The sequence below is a fragment of the Winogradskyella damuponensis genome (genome assembly GCF_039538385.1).
GTDB classification, from domain to species: domain Bacteria; phylum Bacteroidota; class Bacteroidia; order Flavobacteriales; family Flavobacteriaceae; genus Winogradskyella; species Winogradskyella damuponensis.
The window spans coordinates 233121-258049 of record NZ_BAABCB010000030.1; the positions used below are offsets into that span (position 1 = coordinate 233121).

Annotated in this window: 22 protein-coding genes; 9 read left to right on the forward strand and 13 right to left on the reverse strand. The window is 32.3% G+C overall.

Features of this window, described 5'->3' with window-relative positions; all coding sequences use genetic code 11:
• Positions 1-3 precede the first annotated feature (3 nt).
• A complete protein-coding gene (gene trmB, locus ABD730_RS16210; protein WP_334465618.1) occupies positions 4-678 on the reverse strand; it encodes a tRNA (guanosine(46)-N7)-methyltransferase TrmB in 675 nt (224 codons plus the stop codon).
• 280 nt (positions 679-958) lie between these two features.
• On the opposite strand from trmB, the gene ABD730_RS16215 reads away from it, so the two are divergent.
• Positions 959-1840, forward strand: coding sequence for a glycosyltransferase (locus ABD730_RS16215; protein WP_344715973.1), 882 nt, complete (start codon positions 959-961; stop codon positions 1838-1840).
• Here ABD730_RS16215 and ABD730_RS16220 read toward each other — a convergent pair.
• Entirely contained in the window at positions 1823-2866 is a 1044-nt protein-coding gene (locus ABD730_RS16220) for a sensor histidine kinase (protein ID WP_334465624.1), read from the reverse strand. The genes ABD730_RS16215 and ABD730_RS16220 overlap by 18 nt on opposite strands.
• Entirely contained in the window at positions 2866-3552 is a 687-nt protein-coding gene (locus tag ABD730_RS16225) for a response regulator transcription factor (protein WP_215926917.1), read from the reverse strand. The genes ABD730_RS16220 and ABD730_RS16225 overlap by 1 nt, the downstream gene beginning before the upstream one ends.
• A gap of 232 nt (positions 3553-3784) precedes the next feature.
• Between ABD730_RS16225 and ABD730_RS16230 the strand changes: the two genes are divergently transcribed.
• Positions 3785-5443 carry a T9SS type A sorting domain-containing protein gene (locus ABD730_RS16230; RefSeq protein ID WP_344715975.1) on the forward strand — a complete coding sequence of 553 codons (1659 nt, stop codon included), beginning with the start codon at positions 3785-3787 and terminating at the stop codon, positions 5441-5443.
• Positions 5444-5517: 74 nt separating this feature from the next.
• Positions 5518-6498, forward strand: a complete 981-nt coding sequence (locus ABD730_RS16235; protein WP_344715976.1) for a LuxE/PaaK family acyltransferase — start codon at positions 5518-5520, stop codon at positions 6496-6498.
• A gap of 204 nt (positions 6499-6702) precedes the next feature.
• On the opposite strand, the gene ABD730_RS16240 is transcribed toward ABD730_RS16235, so the two are convergent.
• Complete coding sequence (locus ABD730_RS16240) at positions 6703-7173, reverse strand: DUF1572 domain-containing protein (RefSeq protein ID WP_344715978.1); 471 nt, start codon at positions 7171-7173, stop codon at positions 6703-6705.
• A 131-nt stretch (positions 7174-7304) separates the two neighbouring features.
• Positions 7305-8615 (reverse strand): tyrosine--tRNA ligase, encoded by a 1311-nt coding sequence (tyrS, locus tag ABD730_RS16245; RefSeq protein ID WP_334465637.1) that lies wholly within the window; start codon positions 8613-8615, stop codon positions 7305-7307.
• A gap of 274 nt (positions 8616-8889) precedes the next feature.
• On the opposite strand from tyrS, the gene ABD730_RS16250 reads away from it, so the two are divergent.
• Positions 8890-9924, forward strand: coding sequence for an NAD-dependent epimerase/dehydratase family protein (locus ABD730_RS16250; RefSeq protein ID WP_344715980.1), 1035 nt, complete (start codon positions 8890-8892; stop codon positions 9922-9924).
• Here ABD730_RS16250 and ABD730_RS16255 read toward each other — a convergent pair.
• From ABD730_RS16255 to ABD730_RS16265, 3 genes are read right to left on the reverse strand one after another with little or no spacing between them, the layout of a single operon-like run.
• Entirely contained in the window at positions 9884-10363 is a 480-nt protein-coding gene (locus tag ABD730_RS16255) for a DUF4296 domain-containing protein (RefSeq protein WP_344715982.1), read from the reverse strand. The two genes, ABD730_RS16250 and ABD730_RS16255, sit on opposite strands and share 41 nt — an antisense overlap.
• 1 nt (position 10364) lies before the next feature.
• Positions 10365-11708, reverse strand: a complete 1344-nt coding sequence (locus ABD730_RS16260; RefSeq protein WP_334465643.1) for a dihydroorotase — start codon at positions 11706-11708, stop codon at positions 10365-10367.
• Between the two features lie 10 nt (positions 11709-11718).
• Positions 11719-12441 carry a polyprenol monophosphomannose synthase gene (locus ABD730_RS16265; RefSeq protein ID WP_334465645.1) on the reverse strand — a complete coding sequence of 241 codons (723 nt, stop codon included), beginning with the start codon at positions 12439-12441 and terminating at the stop codon, positions 11719-11721.
• Positions 12442-12575: 134 nt separating this feature from the next.
• Here ABD730_RS16265 and ABD730_RS16270 point away from each other — a divergent pair, with 134 nt between their 5' ends.
• Together ABD730_RS16270 and ABD730_RS16275 are read left to right on the forward strand one after the other, a co-directional pair.
• Entirely contained in the window at positions 12576-13226 is a 651-nt protein-coding gene (locus ABD730_RS16270) for a DUF4271 domain-containing protein (RefSeq protein WP_344715984.1), read from the forward strand.
• A gap of 17 nt (positions 13227-13243) precedes the next feature.
• Positions 13244-13993 (forward strand): uroporphyrinogen-III synthase, encoded by a 750-nt coding sequence (locus ABD730_RS16275; protein ID WP_215926908.1) that lies wholly within the window; start codon positions 13244-13246, stop codon positions 13991-13993.
• 77 nt (positions 13994-14070) lie between these two features.
• Here the strand turns inward: ABD730_RS16275 and pckA are convergent, their stop codons facing one another.
• Both pckA and ABD730_RS16285 read right to left on the reverse strand, forming a co-directional pair.
• The gene (pckA, locus tag ABD730_RS16280) at positions 14071-15687 is read right to left on the reverse strand and encodes a phosphoenolpyruvate carboxykinase (ATP) (protein ID WP_334465654.1); all 1617 of its coding nucleotides are present in this window, start codon (positions 15685-15687) and stop codon (positions 14071-14073) included.
• Between the two features lie 65 nt (positions 15688-15752).
• Entirely contained in the window at positions 15753-16142 is a 390-nt protein-coding gene (locus ABD730_RS16285; RefSeq protein ID WP_334465657.1) for a DUF423 domain-containing protein, read from the reverse strand.
• A gap of 82 nt (positions 16143-16224) precedes the next feature.
• Between ABD730_RS16285 and ABD730_RS16290 the strand changes: the two genes are divergently transcribed.
• Entirely contained in the window at positions 16225-17589 is a 1365-nt protein-coding gene (locus tag ABD730_RS16290) for a saccharopine dehydrogenase family protein (protein WP_334465660.1), read from the forward strand.
• 90 nt (positions 17590-17679) lie between these two features.
• Positions 17680-18150 carry an Lrp/AsnC ligand binding domain-containing protein gene (locus ABD730_RS16295; RefSeq protein WP_215927423.1) on the forward strand — a complete coding sequence of 157 codons (471 nt, stop codon included), beginning with the start codon at positions 17680-17682 and terminating at the stop codon, positions 18148-18150.
• A 3-nt stretch (positions 18151-18153) separates the two neighbouring features.
• Here ABD730_RS16295 and ABD730_RS16300 read toward each other — a convergent pair whose 3' ends face one another.
• From ABD730_RS16300 to ABD730_RS16310, 3 genes are all read right to left on the reverse strand, one after another.
• Positions 18154-19191, reverse strand: coding sequence for an aldo/keto reductase (locus ABD730_RS16300; protein WP_344715985.1), 1038 nt, complete (start codon positions 19189-19191; stop codon positions 18154-18156).
• A gap of 230 nt (positions 19192-19421) precedes the next feature.
• Complete coding sequence (locus tag ABD730_RS16305; protein WP_334465666.1) at positions 19422-20381, reverse strand: OmpA family protein; 960 nt, start codon at positions 20379-20381, stop codon at positions 19422-19424.
• 52 nt (positions 20382-20433) lie between these two features.
• A complete protein-coding gene (locus tag ABD730_RS16310) occupies positions 20434-21195 on the reverse strand; it encodes an exodeoxyribonuclease III (protein ID WP_215926897.1) in 762 nt (253 codons plus the stop codon).
• 202 nt (positions 21196-21397) lie between these two features.
• Between ABD730_RS16310 and ABD730_RS16315 the strand changes: the two genes are divergently transcribed.
• Positions 21398-24838 (forward strand): hypothetical protein, encoded by a 3441-nt coding sequence (locus ABD730_RS16315; RefSeq protein ID WP_344715986.1) that lies wholly within the window; start codon positions 21398-21400, stop codon positions 24836-24838.
• The last annotated feature ends 91 nt before the right edge of the window (positions 24839-24929 follow it).

The window sequence follows — 24929 nt, forward strand, 5'->3', positions numbered from 1 at the left end:
GTTTTAGTTGATTTTGAATCTAATATACGTAATTGCTTTGTCTTTCTCTAAATACTGGCTTTCGTAAAAGGTTTGAATTTCAGTAACATCTTTAGGACTGCCTTCTAATTTATAAACATTGTGGTTGGCATACAACACTTCATAACCCGAACCATGTAACAAACCTAAGGTGTAACCATGCATAAATTCGCTGTCTGTTTTTAAGTGCATTACACCACCTGGCTTTAATATTTTTTTATAGCGTTCTAAAAACTGTAAATTAGTCATTCGGTGCTTTGTACGCTGGTATTTTATTTGTGGATCTGGGAATGTAATCCATATTTCATCAACTTCATTTTCTTCAAACACATGAGCAACTAATTCTATTTGTGTTCTAATAAATGCTGCATTTGGAATATTTTCTTCAATGGCTGTTTTTGCTCCTCTCCAGAAACGTGCTCCTTTAATATCTATACCAATAAAATTTTTATGAGGATAACGTTTTGCTAAGCCAACAGTATATTCTCCTTTTCCACAACCTAATTCTAAGACTAAAGGGTTATTATTTTTAAATACTTCGGCTTTCCATTTGCCTTTTAATTGGTATGTTGCATCAACCAATTCTTCTCGTGTTGGCTGATATACATTATGAAAGGTTTCGTTTTCCCTAAAACGCTTGAGTTTATTTTTACTTCCCACAATTATTCTAATTTCTTATTTTTATAATAATTCGGTAAAATTAAGGAAACATTTTAGGTTTACCTTTGTTTCGTAGATACATATCTAAAATAAATAATTACTGAAACAGAATCAAAACAATAAAAAGGTTTTAGTCGCCCCATTAAATTGGGGTTTAGGTCATGCTACACGATGTATTCCTATTATAAATGAATTAATACGTCATAATTTTGAACCGATAATTGCCAGTGATGGGATTGCACTTCAATTATTAAGAAAAGAATTTCCTAAGCTTGAATCTTTGGAACTGCCTTCATACAACATAACGTATTCTAAAAATCCAAAGAACTTTAAGGTTAAACTTTTAAAAGACTCACCTCACCTTTTAAAAACGATTAAAAAAGAAAAAAAAGCCATTAAAGCGTTTATAAAAACGAATCCTATAGCTGGTATCATCTCTGATAATCGTTTTGGAGTAAGACATAAATCTATACCTTCTGTATTTATAACACATCAATTGCAAGTTTTAAGTGGGAATACTACTTGGCTGAGCTCAAAAATGCATCAACATATCATTTCAAAATTTGATGAATGTTGGATTCCTGACTATAAAGGCTCTAAAAATCTTAGTGGTGTTTTAGGACATCCTGAAAATTTTGAAGCAACTTTAAAATATTTAGGTCCTTTATCTCGGTTTGAAAAACAAAATTTAAAAATCAAATATCAACTTCTAGTAGTGCTTTCTGGGCCAGAACCTCAACGCACTTTTTTAGAAGAAAAATTACTTATAGAATTAAAATCCTATAAAGGAAACATCTGCTTTATAAAGGGTGTTGTAGCCCCTAAACAAACCCAAACGCAACAAGAGCATATAAGCATATACAATTATATGACTAGTACAGAATTGGAAACGGCAATTAATACAAGTAATATGGTATTGGGCAGGTCTGGATACACTTCTATTATGGATTTAGCAAAACTTGAAAAGAAAGCCTTTTTTATTCCTACTCCTGGACAATTTGAACAAGAGTATTTAGCTAAAAAATTAAAGGCAGAACATATTGCACCTTACGCCAGCCAGGATGAATTTGATATTGAACAATTAACTGAGATTGAAAACTACAACGGTTTTAAATTTGAAGCATTTCAGGTAAACTACAACAAATTATTTGGACTTTTCTAGTGTAAAAGAAAACTCACTACCAACACCTAATTGGCTTTCTATATATATTTTTTCTTCGTGAGCTTCTATAATATGCTTTACAATAGACAAGCCTAAACCAGAACCACCTTCTTTACGAGAACCACTTTTATCTACACGATAAAAACGTTCGAACAGCCTTTGCAAATTAGCTTTAGCAATACCTTCACCATTATCAGTAACTCTAATAATAGCTTTATTTTTAATAAGGTTCTCTATACTAACTTCTGTAGTCCCTTTTTCACGTCCGTATTTAATAGAGTTAACAATAAGGTTGGTTAAAACTTGTTGAATACGTTCCTTATCTGCATAGACCATAATAGGCTTAGGATAATCGATATCAAAAATTAAGGTAATATTTTTTTTAGCGGCTTTCATTTCAAAAAGATCAAACACACTCTGCACCAATTTAACGATATCAAAATTCTCTTTCTCCAAACTAAGATCACCAACCTCTAATTTGGTAATCATATCTAAGTCTTTAATTATATAAGTTAAGCGTTCAACTCCTTTACTTGCTCGTGTAAGGTATTTTTTTCTAATTTTTTCGTCTTCAATACCTCCATCTAATAATGTGAGTAAATAGCTTTGAACGGTAAACAAAGGTGTTTTTAATTCATGAGAAACATTACCTATAAATTCTTTTCGATACTCTTCTCTTATTTTGAGCGTTTCGATTTCAAATTTTTTGTTTTTGGCATATTTATCAATCTCTTTGGTTAAGGTGCCCATATCTGTAGTTATGGGTTGTTGTCTTAAGCTCGTAGATTCTAGCAATGTTAAATCATCGTATATTTTCTTAACACGCTTGTATATAAAACGTTCAACCCTATATTGAATAATAAAAAAACATAAGGGAAAGCATAGTAGAGGGTAAAATACAAGATGCCAATTAATGGCGTGGTAAAAATGCAAAAAAGCACTAACAAGAACCGTTGTAAACAACGTTACATATAGTGCTGTTCGCAATGCGAATTTATAAGATTTCTTTAAATTTTTACTTTGCATTAGTCTACAAACTTGTAACCAACACCTTTAACCGTTTTAAAAGATTTGTCTCCAATTTTTTCACGAAGCTTTCTAATATGAACATCGATGGTTCTACCTCCAACAACGACTTCATTTCCCCAGACTTTATCTAAAATCTCATCACGTTTAAAAACTTTACCAGGTTTGGTTGCTAACAAAGATAATAATTCAAACTCTTTTCTTGGCAAAGTAATCTCTACTCCTTTATTAATGATTTTATATTCTTCTTTATAAATCACTAAATCACCAATCTTTAAGATAGTTTCAACATCACCTTCGGTTTGTTTAAGTCTTCTAAGCAAAGCTTTTACTTTACTTATTAAAACTTTAGGCCTTATAGGTTTTGCAATATAATCATCTGCACCAGCATCAAAACCAGCCACTTGAGAATAATCTTCGCCTCTAGCTGTTAAAAACGTAATGATTGTTTCACTTAAATCTTGTTGCGATCTTATTCTTTCACAAGCTTCAATACCATCCATTTTTGGCATCATCACATCTAAAATAATTAAATGAGGTTTATGCTTTTTTGCTAGTTCTAAAGCTTCTAAACCATTTTCGCCTTTAATAACTTGATAACCTTCAGCAGATAAATTGTAACCTACAATCTCTAAAATATCTGGCTCATCATCTACTAATAGTATCTTAATGTCTTTCTTTTTCAATGGTATATTCGTTTTAATAATTGTAAATATAAAATATATCCATCTTAACTCTCTAAAAATATTGAATTGATAACAATTCCCTAACATTGAAAATATAAATCACTGAAACTAAGAAGCCCCTGATATTTACCATATTAACTTATTGTAAAATGATAAGTATTAACGAATCTGATTCTTAAAATTCACTATTTGTTGCTATATTTGTAATCTAAACTTTTATAAATAATCAATTATGAAGAAAATTTACTTTTTATTATTTACCTTATTAATCGCTTCTTCCTCTTATGGACAGGAGTTATTAGTAAATGGAACTTTTGAAGCATGGGATGATGCTACGACTCCAACGGGTTGGACTGTAGCTGAAAGTGCAGAACAAGAAACTACCGTAGTACATGGTGGTACTTCTGCTGTAAAACACACTGGTGGCACAAGTGATTTAGGACAAAGAATATCTGGTATTACTCCTGGAACTTCTTATACACTTTCTTTATGGTATAAAGTAGAATCTGGCGATGGTACAGATGCTAGAGTTTGGTCTAAATGGGCTTTAGATGGCGCTAATGACAATACTACAGATGCAGATGTCTTACAAGGTGTAGGTTCTTCTGGTTATTTTGACAATAACGGCAACGAATGGACAGAATATACTACAACAGTAACAGCTCCTGCAACTGCTAACGAATTTTATTTTGAAGTAAGAACTTATAATGGTGCTGTTGTATATTGGGATGACTTTTCTTTCTTCCAAGAAGCTACTGCAATACCTACATTAAGTGTAACTTACCCTACAAATGGAGCATCTATTCCAAGTGCTGATGTTGACGTTGAAATAAGCGTACAAAACTTTACCGTTGGTAATCCAGGTGCTGGTATTGATGGGCATATCCATTATACACTTGATGGTGGATCTGTTGTTATGAAATATGATACAGACCCAATTAGCTTAACAGGCTTATCAATTGGAAATCACACATTAGATTTAGAATTGGTAGATAACAGTCACCAACCTTTAGCTAGCCCGATAACAACTAGTGTTTCTTTTGAGATCACAGGAGTTAACCAAGTAGCAGATATCACAGCATTACGTGCTGGAACAATTGGTGATTTTTACGAATTAACTGGTGAAGCTATTATTTCTTACATAATAACTGATGGAACAAGAAACCAAAAATACATCCAAGATGGAGGTGCTGGAATCTTAATTGACGATAATGGTGGTATATTAACTACTGCTTTTAACAATGGTGACGGTATTACTGGCTTAAAAGGACAACTTACTGAGTTTAATAACACACTTCAATTTGTCCCTAATGAAAACGCAACAGCTTCTTCTACAGGAAATACATTAACTCCGATAGTAGTAAGTGCTTCTGAACTTATTAATAACGGAGAAGCTTACGAAAGCCGTTTAATTACTTTAAACAATGTAACTTTTGCTGATGCAGGAACATTTACAGACAATACAAGCTATGACGTGGCTGATGGTTCTGATATTACTGTTGTAAGAGTTAATTTTGGAGATGAAGATTTAATTGGTAGTGCAATCCCTGCAGGAGCTGTAAGTGTTACAGGAATAGGTGGTCAATTTATTGATGATTATCAAATTTTACCTAGATATATTAGCGATATTGCACCACCATTAAGTGTTGCTAATTTTAATGCTAATACATTTAGCTTATATCCTAACCCAACAAATACTGGTTTTGTTTCTATTACATCTAGAAATAGTGAAGCAATCTCTGTTCAAGTATTTGATATTTTAGGTAAGCAAGTTAAAAACGAAACTTTAACTAACAACACATTAAATGTTGCTAACTTAAAGTCTGGTGTTTACATTGTAAAAATCACTCAAAACAATACTTCAACTACTAAGAAATTAGTGATTAAATAAGTATATTTTAAAATCATACTTAAAGCGTCTCGAAAATTATCGAGACGCTTTTTTATTTTCCATATTTTTGCGGCATGATTTCTAAAGACGACATTTTTAAGATTACATCTAGAGCTGAGTTTGATAGCCTAGCTTTAGACGTTTTTAAATTTCAGTTTGAACACAATAAAGTGTATCGCTCATTTTGTGACTTATTATATAAGCATCCTTCAGATGTAAAGTGCACTTCAGATATTCCGTTTTTACCTATTCAGTTCTTTAAATCGTACGATGTTTTAAGCACTGTACAACCTATAGAAAAAACCTTTTCTAGCTCTGGTACAACTGGAAGTATAACAAGTAAGCATTTAGTCACCGACGTAAAACTTTATGAAGACAGTTATACAAAAGCTTTTAAGCACTTTTATGGTGATATTGAAGACTATGTGGTATTAGCGTTACTTCCTTCTTATTTAGAACGTGATGGGTCTTCACTTATATATATGGTGAATGATTTAATTGATAAATCTAAACAAACTGAAAGTGGATTTTACCTTAACAATATTGAAGAGTTAGCACATACATTAAAAGCCTTAGAAACTAAAAAACAGAAAACACTGCTTATTGGAGTGTCTTTTGCTTTATTAGATTTGGTTGAGCAATTTCAGCTTAACTTAAATCATACTACAATCATGGAAACTGGTGGTATGAAAGGCAGACGAAAGGAAATTATCAGACAAGAGCTGCATCAAATTTTACAAACTGGTTTTGGTGTCGAGCAAATTCACAGTGAATATGGTATGACTGAGCTTTTAAGTCAAGCTTATTCTAAAGGTAATGGCATTTTTGAATGTCCGCCTTGGATGAAAATTTTAACGCGCGATACTGAAGACGCACTAACCATACAGCGGCCTAACAAAACAGGCGGCATTAACGTAATTGATTTGGCGAATATAAATTCGTGTTCATTTATTGCAACTCAAGACTTAGGAAAAGTCTATGATAATGGCCATTTTGAAATCATTGGAAGATTTGATAATTCAGATATTAGAGGCTGTAATTTAATGGCTTTATAATTTAAATTTGATATTCTAAAAGCAATAGGGTCTGAACGCTATTTGTCCAACTTAAATTTAATTAATTCAAATATTGTAAGGATAAAGATTTAGCTACGACTATTGTAAAGCTATGAAAAAGAAAGGTTTTCAATAGTTGATTGATTGGTTAGAAGTGCTCAGAAGTAATTTTGGGCACTTTTTTTATACTATAAAAACTATTATTTAATTTTTTAATAGGATTTTTTTAATCAATACTATTTGCCCCAAATGATAATAACTATGCTCAATCATACCATCAATATTTCGTAAAAATGTACCGTATTTTTTATCTACAAACTCATTGTTTAAGGTTTCTTCCGGTAGTTTTTCTATTAAATTAGCTAGTTGTGCGGTGTCGTTCCAAAATTGATTTAAAAACCTTTCCCACTCTTGTTGTGATTGTATTGGGGAAAAATCAAAGCTATACTTATCCCTTATTTCAAGTGTATTATTAACAAACACATTTGTTATTCCAGAGATATAATAATGAATATGCTGAGCTAAATCTGAAATGGTATTAAAGGATTCAAATTTTACATTTGCAAGCTTCCAATCTAAATCTTCTAATTGGTTTTTATAATTAGTGTTTGCAATCCAAGTACCATTAAGAATAACTTCTCTTAATCGATTTGCTAGTTGTTTTGTTTGCTTCATCTGAAGTGTAAGTTAATAAAAACCTAGTAATTTACTTTTATAAGCCTACCAAAGTTAGCCATAAAGCAAAAAAAAGACCTATCTTGTTTTTTAACTAGACAGGTCTTAAATAAAATTATTTTATTAGATTATTAAACCACTTTCAAAATAAAATTGGTTTTCTTACCTCTACTAAGAATAATATATTTATCGTGAATTAGATCTTCTGCAGACAATATATAATCTTCTTTTACTTTTTCTTTATTTACAGCTATAGCATTTTCTTTTAAAGCACGTCTTGCATCTGCATTAGAGCTTAAAAAGTTGGTTTTTGCAGCTAAAGCTCCAATCATATCCACACCTTCATTAAATTCTGATTCAGAAATTTCGGCATGCTTTACTCCTTCAAAAACATCTAAGAACAAAGTTTCTGGTAATTGTTTAATTTCATTTTTAAAATCTTTACTAAACAATATTTTAGAAGCTTTAACAGCATTATCGTAATCCTCTTTGCTATGTACAAAAATAGTAACCTCTTCGGCTAAGCGTTTTTGCAACAATCTTAAATGCGGAGTTTCCTTATGGTCTTTAATTAAGCTTTCAATCGTTTCTTTATCTAAAAACGTAAAAATTTTAATGTACTTTTCGGCATCTTCATCTGTAGAATTTAACCAAAATTGGTAGAATTTGTACACAGAAGTTTTATCGGCATCTAACCAAACATTACCACCTTCCGATTTTCCAAATTTAGAACCATCTGCTTTTGTAATTAAAGGACAGGTCATAGCATAAGCTTTTGCTTGATCTTCACCATCATGCATACGTCTTACCAATTCTGTTCCTGTAGTAATATTTCCCCATTGGTCACTACCTCCCATTTGCAATTTACAGCCCATGGTTTTGTATAAGTGATGAAAATCGTAACCTTGAATTAATTGGTAAGTAAACTCTGTAAAAGACATACCAACGCTTCCTTCGTCACCAGAAAAACGTTTTTTCACAGAATCTTTAGCCATCATATAATTTACTGTGATACGTTTACCAACATCTCTAGCAAAGTCAATAAAACTAAAATCTTTCATCCAATCGTAGTTATTCACTAATACTGGAGCATTTTTTTTAGTAGAATTAAAATCTAAAAAGCGAGATAATACGCTTTTTATTCCTGCAACGTTATGCGCTAAAGCGACTTCATCTAATAAATTACGTTCGTCACTTTTACCAGAAGGATCACCAATCATACCAGTAGCACCACCTACTAAAGCCACAGGTTTATGACCTGCTTTTTCTAAATGAACTAATAATATTATTGGTACTAAGCTACCAATGTGTAACGAATCTGATGTAGGATCAAAACCAATATAGGCAGTTGTCATCTCACTATCTAATTGTTCTTCTGTACCAGGCATGATATCGTGTACCATTCCTCTCCAACGTAATTCTTCTACAAACTTATTTGCCATTGCTTTTTAGTTTCAAATTGATTTGCGCAAAGATATGTTTCCGCTTTTAAAGACAAAAGACAATTTTAAACCAATTTAGGAATCAATAATTATGATATCCCTAAGCTTATTAACAAAGCTCTAACACTAAAATAGCTGTAAGATTTTTAACTTCGCCTAATGACACCTATAATTCGTTTATTTTCTGCTTATTTTTCATTTGAAAAGACAACTGCAATTATTGGCTCACTACTATTTCCTACTTCAACTCATCTAAAAATAATTCAATTTATTTATGCCTAATTTTAAAGATCAATTGGTATTAGTTACAGGTGGAACAGGGTTAGTTGGATCGCATTTACTATTTCAACTTTTAAAAAGTAACATTCCTATTCGTTCAATATATAGGAATAAGAAAACATTAACACGCGTAAAACATGTCTTTTCTTACTTTTCTGATAATGCCGAAGTGCTTTTTAATAAAATTGAATGGGTTGAAGCAGATCTTAATAACGTTCCAAAATTAAGTGATGCATTTAAAGGCGTTACTCACGTCTATCATTGTGCTGCTTATATCTCTTTTGAACCTAACAAATATAATACACTACGAAAAGTAAATATTGAAGGCACCGCTAACATTGTTAATTTATGCATAAGTCATCAGATTAAAAAACTGTGTTATGTAAGCTCTGTTGCTACTGTAGGACATCATAGTGATCCCGAAAAATTAATAAACGAACAAACCGATTGGAATCCTGAAGACGACAATAGTGTGTATGCCATAACCAAATATGGAGCAGAACTAGAGGTTTGGCGTGGAACTCAAGAGGGTTTAAATGCTGTAATTGTAAATCCAGGAATTATTTTAGGTGCAGGATATTGGAATGAAGGAGGTAGCGGTAGTTTATTTAAGCGAATATTTAAGGGCATGAGATATTACACCAATGGTATTACGGGCTATATAGATGTTTGGGATGTCGTAAATGCTATGGAACAACTCATGAACAGCAACATTAAAAATGAAGGGTTTATTTTAGTTTCTGAAAACTTAAGTTTTAAAACTTTACAGATTAAAACCGCTAAAGCCTTAGATGTTAAACCTCCAACAAAAGAAGCTAAACCATGGTTATTAGAAATTGCTTGGCGACTAGATTGGTTAAATCATAAGATTCTAGGAAGGCCAAGAAATTTATCCAAACAAAACGCAAAATCTGCCGTTAGAATTTCGAAGTTTGATGCTTCAAAATTGAAAAAAGCTTTAGATTTTAAATTCAAACCTATAAATGATTCTATTGAGGAAGTGAGTCAATTGTACCTAAAAGACCTTTAGCATTTTGCTTTTTAACCTTTACCCCGCCTCTTTTACTTTTATTCAAACTTTTAATAGAATCTTTACGTCTTTTTATTGAGTCGTTCTCTCTTTCTGCTAATTCTTGTAATTCTTGTTTTTCTTTTTCTAATCTTGCTTTTACACGCTCTACAATAGCTTTATAAGCTTCTGTATCATAAGTGTAATACGTATTACTATCTGCAAATTGAGCGCTATCAATATTGTGTTTTGTTAAAATATAAGACTCTGGAATAACGCCATTAGCTTCCAATATTTTTTTGTTTACTCCTTTTGCTGAATTAACAATATATAAGTCGTACAAAAGCTCAGACATCTGAGTTTCTGAAATTAAATTATCCGGCTTTTTGGGTTTATCAAAACCATTACATGCTAAAACCAAAATTCCTAATATTAATAATAAGCTAATTCGTTTAAACATTTTATCTATTAAAAGTTAATCGTTGCCCTGCTTTAACGTCTAAAACCTTAAAATTGTTATAGGCTAATTGCCCATTAACAAAAGTATGTGTTATTCTACTTTTAAATGTATTCCCTTCAAAAGGAGACCATCCACATTTATAAAGAATATTACTTTTATTTACAGTCCAAGGACTTTGTGGATCTACAACAACTAAATCTGCAAAATATCCTTCTCTTATATAACCACGCTTTTCTACATTAAATAATATAGCAGGATTATGGCAGGCTTTCTCTACTATTTTTTCTACTGAAATTTTACCTTGATGGTGCGCTTCTAATAGCGCCACTAAAGCATGTTGCACTAAAGGTCCGCCTGAAGGCGCACTGGTGTATGGATTATTTTTCTCTTCAAGCGTATGTGGCGCATGGTCTGTTGCTATAACATCTATTCTATCATCTAATAACGCTTTCCAAAGTTGATCTCTATCTTTTGCTGTTTTTACCGCAGGATTCCATTTTATATAGCTTCCTTTTTTAGCATAGTCTTCATCCGAAAACCACAAATGATGTACACAAACCTCTGCTGTAATCTTTTTATCTTTTAACGGAATTTTATTAGAGAACAAACTCGTTTCTTTCCCTGTTGATAAATGAAACACATGCAGTCTAGCACCTGTTTTCTTGGCTAATTCAATGGCTTTAGAAGACGAAATATAACAAGCTTCTTCACTCCTAATAATTGGATGTTTTTCCATAGGAATGTCATCTCCATACTCCGCTTTGTATTTAGCCAAGTTTTCTTTTATAGTTGCTTCATCTTCACAATGCACAGAAATTACCATATCTGTACTTGAAAATATTTTTTCAATCACCTTAGGGTCATCAACTAACATATTACCTGTAGAAGATCCTAAAAACAATTTTAAACCTGCAACAGTCTTAGGATCGATTTTTAAAATCTCATCTAAGTTATCATTTGTTCCTCCAAACATAAACGAATAATTAGCATGTGAAGATTCTGCAGCAATAGCAAATTTTTCTTCTAACCTTTCTACGGTTGTTGTTTGTGGATTGGTATTTGGCATTTCTATAAAAGACGTAATCCCTCCAGCCAAAGCCGCTTTAGATTCGGTTTCTATATTTGCTTTATGGGTTAATCCGGGTTCTCTAAAATGCACCTGATCGTCAATCATGCCTGGCAATACGTAATTACCTTCAACATCAATAACGGTCATATCCGCAGACTTTACACTTATTGAGATATCTATTTCTTTAATAATATTGTCTTCGATAAGAATATCTCCTTCGACAATTTTTCCTTCGTTAACGATTTTAGCGTTTTTTATAAGGGTATTTCGCTTCATGTGCTCTTTCTTACTTTGCAAATAAACTTTTAAATTTTAAACTAATCACACCAAAAATAGCTTCAGATATAATACTTCCACTCATTTTTGACTTCCCTTTTGTTCTATCTTTAAAGATAACAGGAATTTCTACAATTTTAAATCCCTTTTTATGAGCTTTAAATTTCATTTCAATCTGAAACGCATAACCTACAAATTCTATTTTTTCGAGATTAATGGCTTCTAAAACGCTTCTTTTATAACACACAAAACCTGCAGTAGAATCTTTAACGCGCATTCGCGTTATTAATCTTACATAGCGCGATGCTCCATAAGACAATAAAATACGAGACATTGGCCAATTAACAACTGTAATTCCTTTTACATAACGCGAACCTACCGAAATATCTGCTCCATCGTTGGCGCATGCATTATATAATCTTATTAAATCGTTTGGATTATGTGAAAAATCGGCATCCATTTCAAAAAGGTATTGATACGATCGTTCTAAAGCCCATTTAAAACCTGCAATGTATGCAGTTCCTAATCCGCTTTTTTCTTTACGTTCTACTAAAAATAATCGGTTTTTAAACTCGTTCTGTAACCCTTTAACAATATTACCTGTTTGATCTGGTGAGTTATCGTCTACAACTAAAACATGAAAGTCTTTCTGTTGCGAAAACACAGCTCTTATGATTGATTCTATATTTTCAATCTCATTATAAGTAGGAATTATGACAATTGCGTCAGACATTAACTCACTTTTTAATACGCTTTTAAACGGTTTTTAAAATTTGAACAAAAATAAAGTTTTTAATGGACTATATACTTTAATTAACTTTTTTGATAGAACTTAACTTATTCTATTTTTCTTTATAATTTAGCACAATGCGAAATTTCATTACATACGAATGGTTTACCATCTTTACAATTGTAGGGTTGCTTTCTATTGTAGCTGCAAAATTTGTAAACACACTTAGGTTTAATGATTTTCTTTATGTTATTGGCAACTCTAAATACCTAAAGATCTACACCAAAGATCAAAAATTCATAGATCAGTTTGATAGTTTTCTGTTTATAAACCTCGCTTTATCTTTTAGTATTTTTATTTATTTTGCCCATTCTACATTTATTTCGCCAATACCTTTTGAATTAATTGCATTCTTAAAACTGCTGTTTGCGGTTTCTACAATTATTATCATAAAAACGCTTATAGAACGACTAATTGGTAGTCTTTTTGAAATAGATAGCCTAATAGACCATTATTTATTTCAAAAAACAACATTTAAAAATTATTCTGGTATTGTATTTTTAATTGCAAATTTGTTTCTACTATACACCAATATACCTCTAGAGATTACCTTGATATCCGCGTTTTCATTGGTATGCCTTATAAACGTCATAGGTTTTTTAACTTCTTTCAAAACTTATCAAAAGCTAATTAATCTCAATTTTTTCTATTTTTTATTGTATCTTTGCGCTCTCGAAATTGGACCTTATATTCTTTTATTTAAGGTAATTAGAGAATATAACACATAAAAACACAAGGTTTACGTATGAAAGTGAAAACAATTTTAGTATCACAACCAGAGCCTAAAATAGAGAACTCCCCATACTTTGATTTGCAGGAAAAGCAAAAAGTTAAGGTAGACTTTAGACCATTTATTCATGTTGAAGGTGTATCATCCAAAGACATAAGACAACAAAAAGTTGATCTCAGTAAATACACAGCTATTATACTTACAAGTAGAAATTCAGTAGATCACTTCTTTAGAGTAGCAGACGAAATGCGCTTTAAAGTTCCAGATTCTATGAAATATTTTTGCCAGTCTGAAGCTGTTGCATATTATTTACAGAAATATGTCGTTTATAGAAAGCGTAAAATTTATGTTGGCAAGCGCACCTTTGAAGATTTAATGCCGCTTATTAAAAAATATAAAGACGAAGCGTTTTTATTACCTACAACAGATAAGGTAAAACCTATTATACCTGAGACTTTAGATAGTCTTGGTGTTAATTGGAAACAAGCAACGTTTTATAAAACGGTTATCAGTGACTTATCTGATTTATCAAATGTTACTTATGATATCTTAGTATTTTTTAGCCCTTCAGGCATAGAATCACTTTTCCATAATTTTCCAGATTTTGAGCAAAACGACACACGTATTGCTGTATTTGGTAACACAACGGTAAAAGCAGTTAAAGAAAAAGGCTTACGTGTAGATATTTCTGCACCAACACCTGAAACTCCTTCTATGACTATGGCTTTACAGAAGTATATTGATGCTGTAAATAAAGGGAAGTAGTTATAAAACGATTATAACATAAAAAAAAAGCGATTCTAAAATTTAGAATCGCTTTTTTGGTTTATATAATTTCGTATTTAAAACGAATAACGTTGAGGCCCTCCACGTCTTACTTCTTCTGAAGCATAAGACTCAAACTTTTTAAAGTTCTCTCTAAAGGCATTAGATAATTTAAATGCCATAGTGTAATAAGCTTCATCATCATTCCATGTGGTTCTTGGACTTAACACTTCTGTTGGTACTCCAGGACAAGTTCTTGGCTGAGCAACACCAAATACAGAGTGTATATGATAATCTTCATAAGTATAATCATTTAAGTCACCATTTAAAGCGGCATTAATCATAGCACGTGTGTATTTTAATTTCATACGTGTACCTACTCCGTAAGGACCACCTGTCCAACCAGTATTTACCAGCCAAACATTAACACCAGCTTCTTTCATTTTTTTGCTTAACATCTGAGCATATTCTGTTGGATGCAATGGCATAAATGGTGCCCCAAAGCAAGCTGAAAAACTTGGCACAGGCTCTACAACACCTGCTTCTGTACCAGCAACTTTTGCGGTATAACCAGAAATAAAGTGATATGCTGCCTGACTTGGAGTTAATTTAGATATTGGAGGCAAAACTCCAAAGGCATCTGCCGTTAAGAAAAATATATTCTTAGGATTCTTTCCTATAGAAGGCTTTCTAATATTATCAATATGATAAATTGGATAACTTACTCTTGTATTTTGTGTAATAGATGTATCAGCAAAATCAACATTGCCTTTATCATCCATAATAACATTTTCTAAAATTGCACCTTTTTTAATAGCCGCAAAAATCTCAGGTTCTTGTTCTTGAGACAAGTTAATCACTTTAGCGTAGCAACCACCTTCAAAATTAAATACAGTATTTTCTTTAGTCCAGCCATGTTCATCATCACCTATTAAACTACGATTAGGATCTGTAGAAAGTGTTGTTTTTCCTGTTCCAGATAAGCCAAAGAAAATTGCAGTATCTCCATCCTTACCAACATTAGCACTACAGTGCATTGGTAATGTATTTTTATATACTGGAAGTATGAAGTTTAAAGCCGAAAAGATTCCTTTTTTAATTTCACCTGTATAACCCGTTCCTCCAATTAAAGCAATTTTACGCGTAAAATCTAAAATTGCAAAGTTGTGCTGACGTGTACCATCAACTTCTGGATCTGCCATAAAACCAGGTGCGTTTACAACAGTCCACTCTGGTGAAAAGTCATTTAATTCGTCTTCCGTTGGACGCAAAAACATGTTGTATGCAAACATATTGCTCCAAGGATATTCATTAATAACTCTAATATTTAATTTGTAATTCTCATCTGCACAAGCGTAACTATCACGTACATAAATTTCTTTTTCAGACAAATAATCAGCTACTTTGTCATAAAGTTTTTGAAATTTATCACTATCAAAAGCAATATTGATGTTTCCCCACCAAACTTTGTCTTTAGTGATATCATCTTTTACAATGAACCTATCTAATGGAGAACGACCAGTAAACTCACCTGTGTTAACTGCTAAAGCACCAGAAGAAGACTCTACACCTAATCCTTTAGAAATGGTTTCAGCGTGTAATTCATCTGAAGATAGTTGATAATTAACTTTTGCATTTTTAATTCCATATTGATCCAACGAAATCGTTTTCGTTGATTGGGAATGATTTGCCATAATATTTGTGTTGTTTAGTACTGCAAAACTATAATTTTATTTTGAATCAGCATATATGATTTACATTAATCGACCTTATTTCTAATTATACCGACTAACATCACCACCCAAGCTAAAATTAGTAGTAATCCGCCTACAGGCGTTATAACTGCAATCGTCTTAAAATCAAAGCTTGAAAGCGCATTTGTAGCCAACCCATAAATAGATCCTGAAAAGAAAACAACACCTAAAATCACTAAATATAAAATTGCTTTTTTTATTTTTAAATTCACAAAAGAAGTGCTTCCTATAATTAGAAGAAAGAAGGCATGGTAAAGTTGATAACGCACACCTGTTTCAAAGGTTTTAATAGCATCTGGCTCTACCAGTTTTTCTAAACCATGTGCTGCAAAAGCACCTAAAATAATACCTAAAATTCCTAAAACAGATCCAGTAACTAATAATGTCTTGTTCATAATAAAAAATGTGAATTCGGTTTATTATACCTCTTGTATTTATTACATTCGTACAATACAAAATTAGTTATATAAACTCATTATGCGAAACATATTAATCATTGGAGCAGGAAAATCTTGTTCTTATCTTATAAAATATTTACTAGACAATTCACAATCAGAAAAGCTTCATATTACCATTGGAGATCTCAATGTAGATAACGCTAAAAAACTCGTTGGATCGCATCCTAATACAGATGTTATTCATTTAGATGTCTTTAATGCCAAATCTAGAGTTGCTGCAGTTAAAAAAGCAGATATTGTCGTTTCAATGCTGCCTGCACGTTTTCATATTGAAGTTGCCAAAGACTGTATTACCTATAAGAAGAATATGGTTACAGCCTCTTATGTTAGCCCAGAAATGCAAGCCTTAGATGCCGATGCCAAAGCCAATAACCTCATTTTTATGAATGAAATTGGTGTAGATCCTGGTGTAGACCACATGAGTGCTATGCACGTAATAGACCGTATTAGAGATAAAGGTGGTAAATTAATTTTATTTGAATCTTTTACAGGTGGCCTAGTTGCCCCTGAAAGTGACAATAACCTTTGGAACTACAAATTTACTTGGAACCCAAGAAACGTTGTACTTGCAGGACAAGGTGGCGCTGCTAAATTTTTACAAGAAAACCAATTTAAGTACATTCCTTATAACCGTTTGTTTAGACGCACCGAATTTTTAGATGTTGAAGGTTACGGACGTTTTGAAGGTTATGCCAATAGAGATTCTTTAAAATACCAAGAAGTGTATGGCTTAGACCATGTTAAAACTTTATATCGTGGAACCATTAGACGCGTTGGATTTAGTAGAGCTTGGAATGCCTTTGTACAATTAGGCATGACAGATGATAGCTACACTATTGACGATAGCATTAATATGAGTTATCGCGATTTTGTTAATTCATTTTTACCATATAGCCCAACCGATTCTGTAGAGCTTAAATTTAGACACGCCCTTAAAATTGACCAAGACGATATGGTTTGGGATAAGTTTTTAGAACTCGATATTTTTAACCCTAAAAAGATGGTAGAGCTTGACAAAGGCACTCCTGCTCAAATTCTTCAGAAAATCTTAATGGATAGCTGGACGCTTAGTCAACAAGATAAAGATATGATTGTAATGTATCATAAATTTGGATACGAACTCGATGGTAAAAAACACCAAATTGATGCCACCATGGTTACTCTTGGTCAAGACCAAACCTATACTGCAATGGCTAAAACCGTAGGTTTACCTGTAGCGATTGCTACTTTAGCGATTCTTAACGGTAAAATTAAAACGCCAGGAGTTCAAATTCCAATTACAAAAGAAGTATACACTCCAATTTTAAAAGAATTAGAATCTTATGACGTTGTATTTAAAGAATATGAAGTGCCTTATTTAGGTTACAACCCATTAAGTATTTAAACAAAAATTTATATAGATTAAACAATGAAAGCGTTTCAAATTGAAACGCTTTTTTTATCTTTAGCTTTCAATTTATTAGAACCTAAATTCATGAAGATTAACGACAATGGTATTTATATCGATGGTATTGATAAAAAAATACTACGCGCACTAATGGAAGATGCTAGAACACCAATTTTAGAAATTGCTCGTAACGTCGGAATCTCGGGAGCAGCTATTCACCAACGTTTAAAAAAACTAGAAAAATCCGGCCTTTTAGCTGGTTCTAAGTTTATCATTAACCCAAAAGCATTAGGTTATACCACTATGGCATTTGTAGGTGTTTACCTCGATAAAGCCATAAGTAACCCAGAAGCCGTAAAACAATTACGAAAAATTCCTGAAGTGATCGAATGCCATTACACCACTGGGAATTGGTCTATTTTTATTAAAATTCTTTCAAAAGACAATGAGCATTTAATGCATGTTCTTAATTCTGAAATACAAAGTATAAAAGGAGTGTCTCGTACAGAAACGTTTATCTCTTTACAAGAACAGATTAATAGACAAATTAAAATCTAAATTTTATGGTGCAGGATTAGGAATCTCTGCATGCACAGCATTAATAGCTTTCAAGACCTCATCAGATAACGATATATTTATACTATCAATATTCTCTTCTAATTGCTTAAGGTTAGTTGCTCCTATGATATTACTAGTTATAAAAGGTCTTTCATTGACGAACGCTAAAGCCATTTGTGCTAAAGACATATTATAATCTTCTGCAATTTTTAAATAACGTTTTGTAGCTTCTGTAGCATTTGCACTATTATATCTTGAAAAATGCGAATACACATTTAGTCTTGCATCTTTTGTCGCTGTTCCTTTTATGTACTTCCCTGATAATACACCAAATGCCATTGGCGAATAGGCTAATAAACCTATATGTTCTCTATGAGCAACTTCTGCCATATCACCTTCAAAAACTCTATTTATTAAAGAATAAGCATTTTGAACTGTAATCATTCTTGGTAAGTGATGCGTTTTAGATTCTTCTAAATAGCGCATTGTTCCCCAAGCCTTTTCATTAGAAATACCGACTTGCCTTATTTTTCCAGATTTTATAATCTCATCTAAATTGTGAAGAATTTCATTAAAATTATCTTCCCATTTATCATTTAAATTATACTTATAATCTCTAACTCCAAAAGTATTGGTTTGGCGCTCTGGCCAATGTAATTGATACAAATCAATATAGTCGGTTTTTAAACGTTTCAAACTACTATTTACCGCATCGTTAAGCGCTTCTTTACTAAAACCGTTAGTTCTTATATGAGCTGTATAATCTCCAGTTCCAGCAATTTTTGAAGCTAAAACAACCTTATCTCTGTTTCCTGTTTTAGCAAACCAATTGCCTATAATACGTTCGGTTTCTGCATAAGTTTCCTTTCTTGCGGGAACAGGATACAGCTCTGCTGTATCAAAAAAATTAACTCCTTTATTTAAAGCAAAATCCATTTGAGCAAAACCTTCGTCCTGAGTGTTTTGATTGCCCCAAGTCATGGTGCCAAGGCATATTTTGCTAACTTTTATATCCGTATGTGGTAGTGTTGTGTATTTCATAGCACCTCCTGCGAAAGCAGGAATCTCATTTTAATTATACTTCATTTTCTAATCTAGGTTTCAACTTACTGCCTAAGCTATCTTTAAGCAAAATATATTTTGCGTTCAATTAATGCTTACCTAAACATGACAAACAAAAATAAGAAGACCTCACAGGTAATAACAACTTGTGAGGTCTAAATGTTTGTTAAGGTTTCTAACCTAAGGACTTCTGCGTTTGCAAGAATTTGTTATATCTCATTCAATAACTTAGAAATCTCATCTAACTTCGGTGTTAGAATCACCTCAATTCTTCTATTTTTTGCTTTTCCTTCTACAGTATCATTTGTGGCAATTGGCGCAAATTCTCCACGACCTGCTGCTGTTAAGTTTTCAGGATTAATCGCGTCATTTTCTCTAAGAATATTTACAATGGCTGTAGCACGTTTTGCAGACAAATCCCAGTTACCACTCAATTGCGCGTTGCCTTTATATGGTACATTATCCGTATGACCTTCAATTAAAACTGAGATTTCAGGATTTTCAGCCAATACACTACCTAATTGTTTTACCGCTTGCTTTCCTTGTGCTCCAACATACCAACTTCCAGATTCAAACAACAATTTGTTTTCCATAGAAATATAGACTTTACCATTGCGTTGCTCCACGGTTAATCCTTTACCTTCAAAATTAGTTAAGGCTTTAGAGATAGCATCTTTTAGTTTATGCATTGCAGCATCTTTTGAGGCAATAACATTTTCTAATTCTGCAACACGTTGTGAACGACTTTCTAATTCTTGTTTCAAAGTATTTAAACGTTCATTCTCCGCTGCTAAAGCTTGTTCTTTAGCTTCTAACTGCGCTAAAAGTTCTCTATTCTTTTGAGCATTTTTTGCAATTGAAGCCGAACTATTTTCTTCTAAAGCTTTGTAGGATGCTTTTAAAGTTTCAAGATTTGTTTTGGCTGCAGCATAATCTGCTTGAAGCTTATCACGATCAGCAACAGCAGCATCATAAGCTGCTTGAAGTTTATTTAAATCGTTACTTAGTTTCGTTTTATCTTTAGATAAGGTTTCTAATTCATCAGACATACTGCGATTTTCCTTTTTAAGGTTCGCGTATTTATCTTCAAGATCTGTGTAAATCTTCTTTGACACACAAGATGAAAACAATGTAATTGTTAATGCTAAAATTGAAAGTTTTTTAATCATGATTTTGAGGCTATTTTTATTTTTATTAATCGTTTTGTAATTGCTTAAGACCTTATATATCTAATTCAAGCATAATCGGGCAATGATCACTATGAACCGCTTCCGTTAATATAACGCTGCGTTTTATTTTTTCTTGTAATGGTGAACTTACCATGGCGTAATCCAATCTCCAACCTTTGTTATTTGCTCTAGAATTTGCTCTATAGCTCCACCATGAATATTCCTGGCGCTCAGGGTGTAAATATCTAAAACTATCTATAAACCCACTATCTATAAATGCTCCTAACCACTCACGCTCTTCTGGTAAAAATCCTGAAACCCCTTTCATTTTTGGGTTATGAATATCGATTTCTTCATGACAAATATTATAATCTCCACAAACCACTAAATTTGGTTTTTCAGTTTGTAATGCGCTCAAATACTCCTGAATAAGGTTCATATATTCAAACTTATGCGACAATCTAGCGTCGTTAGTCCCAGATGGTAAATACATACTCATTATTGAAACCTCATCGTAATCGACTCTGATATTTCTACCTTCAAAATCCATAGACTCTATTCCTGTTCCAAACTCAATATGATTAGGCTTTTTTTTGCATAAAATAGCAACTCCACTATACCCTTTTTTCTGAGCACTAAACCAATAATTATAATCGTAACCAGCTTCAGTGAACACATTGAGGTCTAATTGCTCTTCCATGGCTTTAATTTCTTGTAAACAAACCACATCAGGATCTGTTGCTTTTAACCATTCTATAAAACCTTTATTTAATGCTGCCCTGATACCATTTACGTTATAAGAAACTATTTTCATGTATTTATATTTATTGTTTTCCAATGGTCACATACGATTTGCTATTTATCACTCTTTTAACAAAAAAGTTTAAGCATGCCTGTTCCCTTATCATCATTTTTTTGATGAACTGCTAAATTAAATAATACGCTACTTTTACACCATTATTTTAAGCTTCATTTAACGATAAAATATTTTAAGTTTAAAACAGTTATTATTCTACATGAAACATTCGTTACTTTTTCTATTATTTCTAACTGCTTTTTGGGGCTTTTCCCAAGAACAGGACAATAATTTTAGACAAAAAAAAGTAGCCGTTAAAGATATTATTCATATTGATTCTGTAAGTATTAATCCATCGCGTTTTCTTGTAAAGACCAAAGACAATAAAATTATAGACTCTACACTATATACTGTAGATTTTGCTAAAGCCATCTTACGTTTTAAACAGCCTAGTGAACTTGACACCATTCAAATAGATTATTTACGTTATCCTAAATTTTTGACTAAGGTTTACAGGCAATTGGACGATGCTGTTATTGTAGAACGTTCGTCACAATTTCAACAACTTTATACCTTACAAAATACCACTTCAAAAGACACCTTTACTCCTTTTGACGGTTTAACAACTTCGGGAAGTATTTCTAGAGGTGTTACCATTGGCAACAATCAAAATTCCGTATTAAATAGTGAACTCGATTTACAAATTTCAGGAAAACTGAGTAATAAAGTCTCATTAAGAGCCTCTATTCAAGATGCTAATATTCCACTGCAAGAAAGCGGGTATTCACAACGACTAGATGAATTTGACCAAGTTTTTATTGAATTATTTAGCGACGATTGGAACATTCGCGCTGGAGACATCGATTTGGAAAACACAACTAGTTATTTTGCTAATTTTTCTAAACGTGTACAAGGACTTTTAGTAAGTGCTAATTTAAGTGATAAAACATCTGTTTTTGCATCTGGAGCTTTAGTACGAGGCCAATTTACGACCACGCAATTTACAGCACAAGAAGGCAACCAAGGTCCATACAAACTACGTGGTTCTAATAATGAACTGTATGTACTCATTGTATCTGGAAGCGAAACAGTTTACGTTAACGGACTACCTTTAGAACGTGGAGAAAACAACGATTATATTATTGATTATAATGCTGGCGAGATTATCTTTAATTCTACATTTCCCATCACTTCCGAAATGCGTATTACAGTAGATTATCAATTTAGTGAGCGGAACTATTCGCGTTTTACCATCTTTGGAGGTGGAAATTTTAAGACCGAAAAACTAAACCTAAATGTCTCTGTATATTCTGAAAGCGATGCTAAAAACCAACCTTTGCAACAAAATTTATCTACAGAACAAACTCAAATTTTAGCAGATGCTGGCGACAACCAAGAGTTAATGACAGCGTCTTCTGCTACACCAACTTCGTATTCTGAAAATCGTATTTTATACCGAAAAGAATTGCTTGGGTCTGAAGAAATTTTTGTGTTTTCTAATAATCCTGAAGACGAATTATTTAGTGTGCGTTTTACCTTAGTTGGCACAAATCAAGGTAATTATATCTTGAGTAATTCTAATGCCATTAACAATATTTTTGAATACGTAGCGCCAATTGCTGGTGTTCCTCAAGGAAATTACGAACCCATTGTTAAACTTATTGCACCTGAGCGTTTGCAAATTGCGGTTGTTAATGGGCAATACCAACCCAGTGAAAAAACAGATGTCTTTTTTGAATTAGCAGGAAGTAAAGCCGATAAAAATTTATTTTCAAAATTGGATGATAGCGATAATGATGGTTTTGCTGGAAAACTTACCTTAAAACAAAAGATCATTAAAACGGATAGCCTTTGGAATTTATCAGCTTTAATTGATGCCGATTTTATTCAAAAAGATTTTAGAACTATTCAACGTTTGTACAGGGCTGAATTTAATAGAGATTGGAACTTAGACACTTCAGAAACCGACCAAGGAAATTTTAACTTCGGTAACCAACTGTTATTTACAACAGGACTTAAATTATCCCATTTAAAAAAAGGCACAGCTACTTACAACTTTGAACACCTAAATTACTCAGAAAACTTCAATGGCAACCGACATCAAATCACAACTAATTTGAAGTTAGGAGATTTTACTATTTTTTCAAACTCTAGTATTTTAAATAATGAAAGCACCATTAATCGCTCTACTTTTTTAAGATCTTTTAATCGTGTCGTGTACGGTAAAAACAACAAATGGACTGGTGTAAAATTTGCTACTGAAGACAATGAGCAACGTGTTATAGCAACCGATTCCTTAACACCTTTGAGTCAAAAATTTAAAGCTTACGAAGCTTTTGTTGGTATAGGAGACAGCACCAAGGTTTTTGCAGAAGTTGGATACATTAAACGATTTAATGATAGTTTAAGAACTAATAATTTAGAACGTGTAAACAGTTCTAACACCTATTATTTAAAATCGCGATTAATTCAGAACAAAAACACAACGCTTCAGTTGTTTGTCAATTATAGAGATTTAAAATCCGAAGATAGTAGTATAAAGGATGAGCAAAGTTTAAATAGTCGCTTAAATTATAATCAAAAATTATTCAACAACCTTCTAGTTTTAAATACCAGTTTTGAAACCAATTCAGGAACATCACCTCAACAAGATTTTACTTATGTTGAAGTAGAAGCAGGACAAGGAGCTTACACATGGATAGACTATAACGAAAATGGCATTCAAGAATTAAACGAATTTGAAATTGCGCAGTTTACAGACCAAGGCAGTTATATTAGAGTACTATTACCCAATCAGGTTTTTGTGCAAACACATCAAAATAGGTTTGGACAAACAATTACTATTAATCCGCAATCTTGGAATGTCTCAAAAAATAAATCGAAGCAATTTTGGTCTCATTTTTATGACCAAACATCCTTTATTGTAGATAGTAAAAAATTTAAAAATGGGAATTCATTTAATCTAAATCCTTTTGAAGCATTAAAAGATGATTTAGATACTGAAGAATTTATATCCTTAAACTACAGTGTTAGAAATGTATTGTTTTTTAATAGAGGAAAACAACACTACACCACCTCATATACATTTTTAACTAATAAGAGTAGAAATTTACTTTCTACAGGTTTACAACAAAATAAAACGAACAGTCATCAGCTTAACTTTAACCATAAATTTAATGTGAATTGGCTCGTAAACACATTGGCTAGTTTAGGTAAAGACGACAGTAAAAGCCAGAATTTCACCAATAGAAATTACACCATTGAAGAATATCAATTAAAACCAAAATTGAGCTATTTATTTAGTGAGAATGCACAGTTTGATATATTTTACCAATACACCTCTAAAGAAAACACTATTGGAAGTTTAGAAAGTCTAGCACAGAATAATTACGGCTTATCTTTTACCTATAACAACGCACAGAAAATTGCTTTAACAGGTGAATTTAACTTCTTTCAAAATGAATTTGAAGGCAACTCTAATTCGCCTGTTGCATACCAAATACTCGAAGGTTTACAACCAGGAAAAAACTTTACATGGAGCTTATTAGCACAGAAAAAACTGACCAAATATTTAGATTTAAATTTGAATTACTTTGGACGTAAATCGGAAACTTCTAAAGTAATACATACCGGAACAATTCAGTTAAAGGCTTATTTTTAAGCGATATGTAACCATTATTACATAGTCTAAATACGAAAATTTGTATCTTCGTAATCGTTATGAACAAAATAGTAGCTTTTACATATTCAAT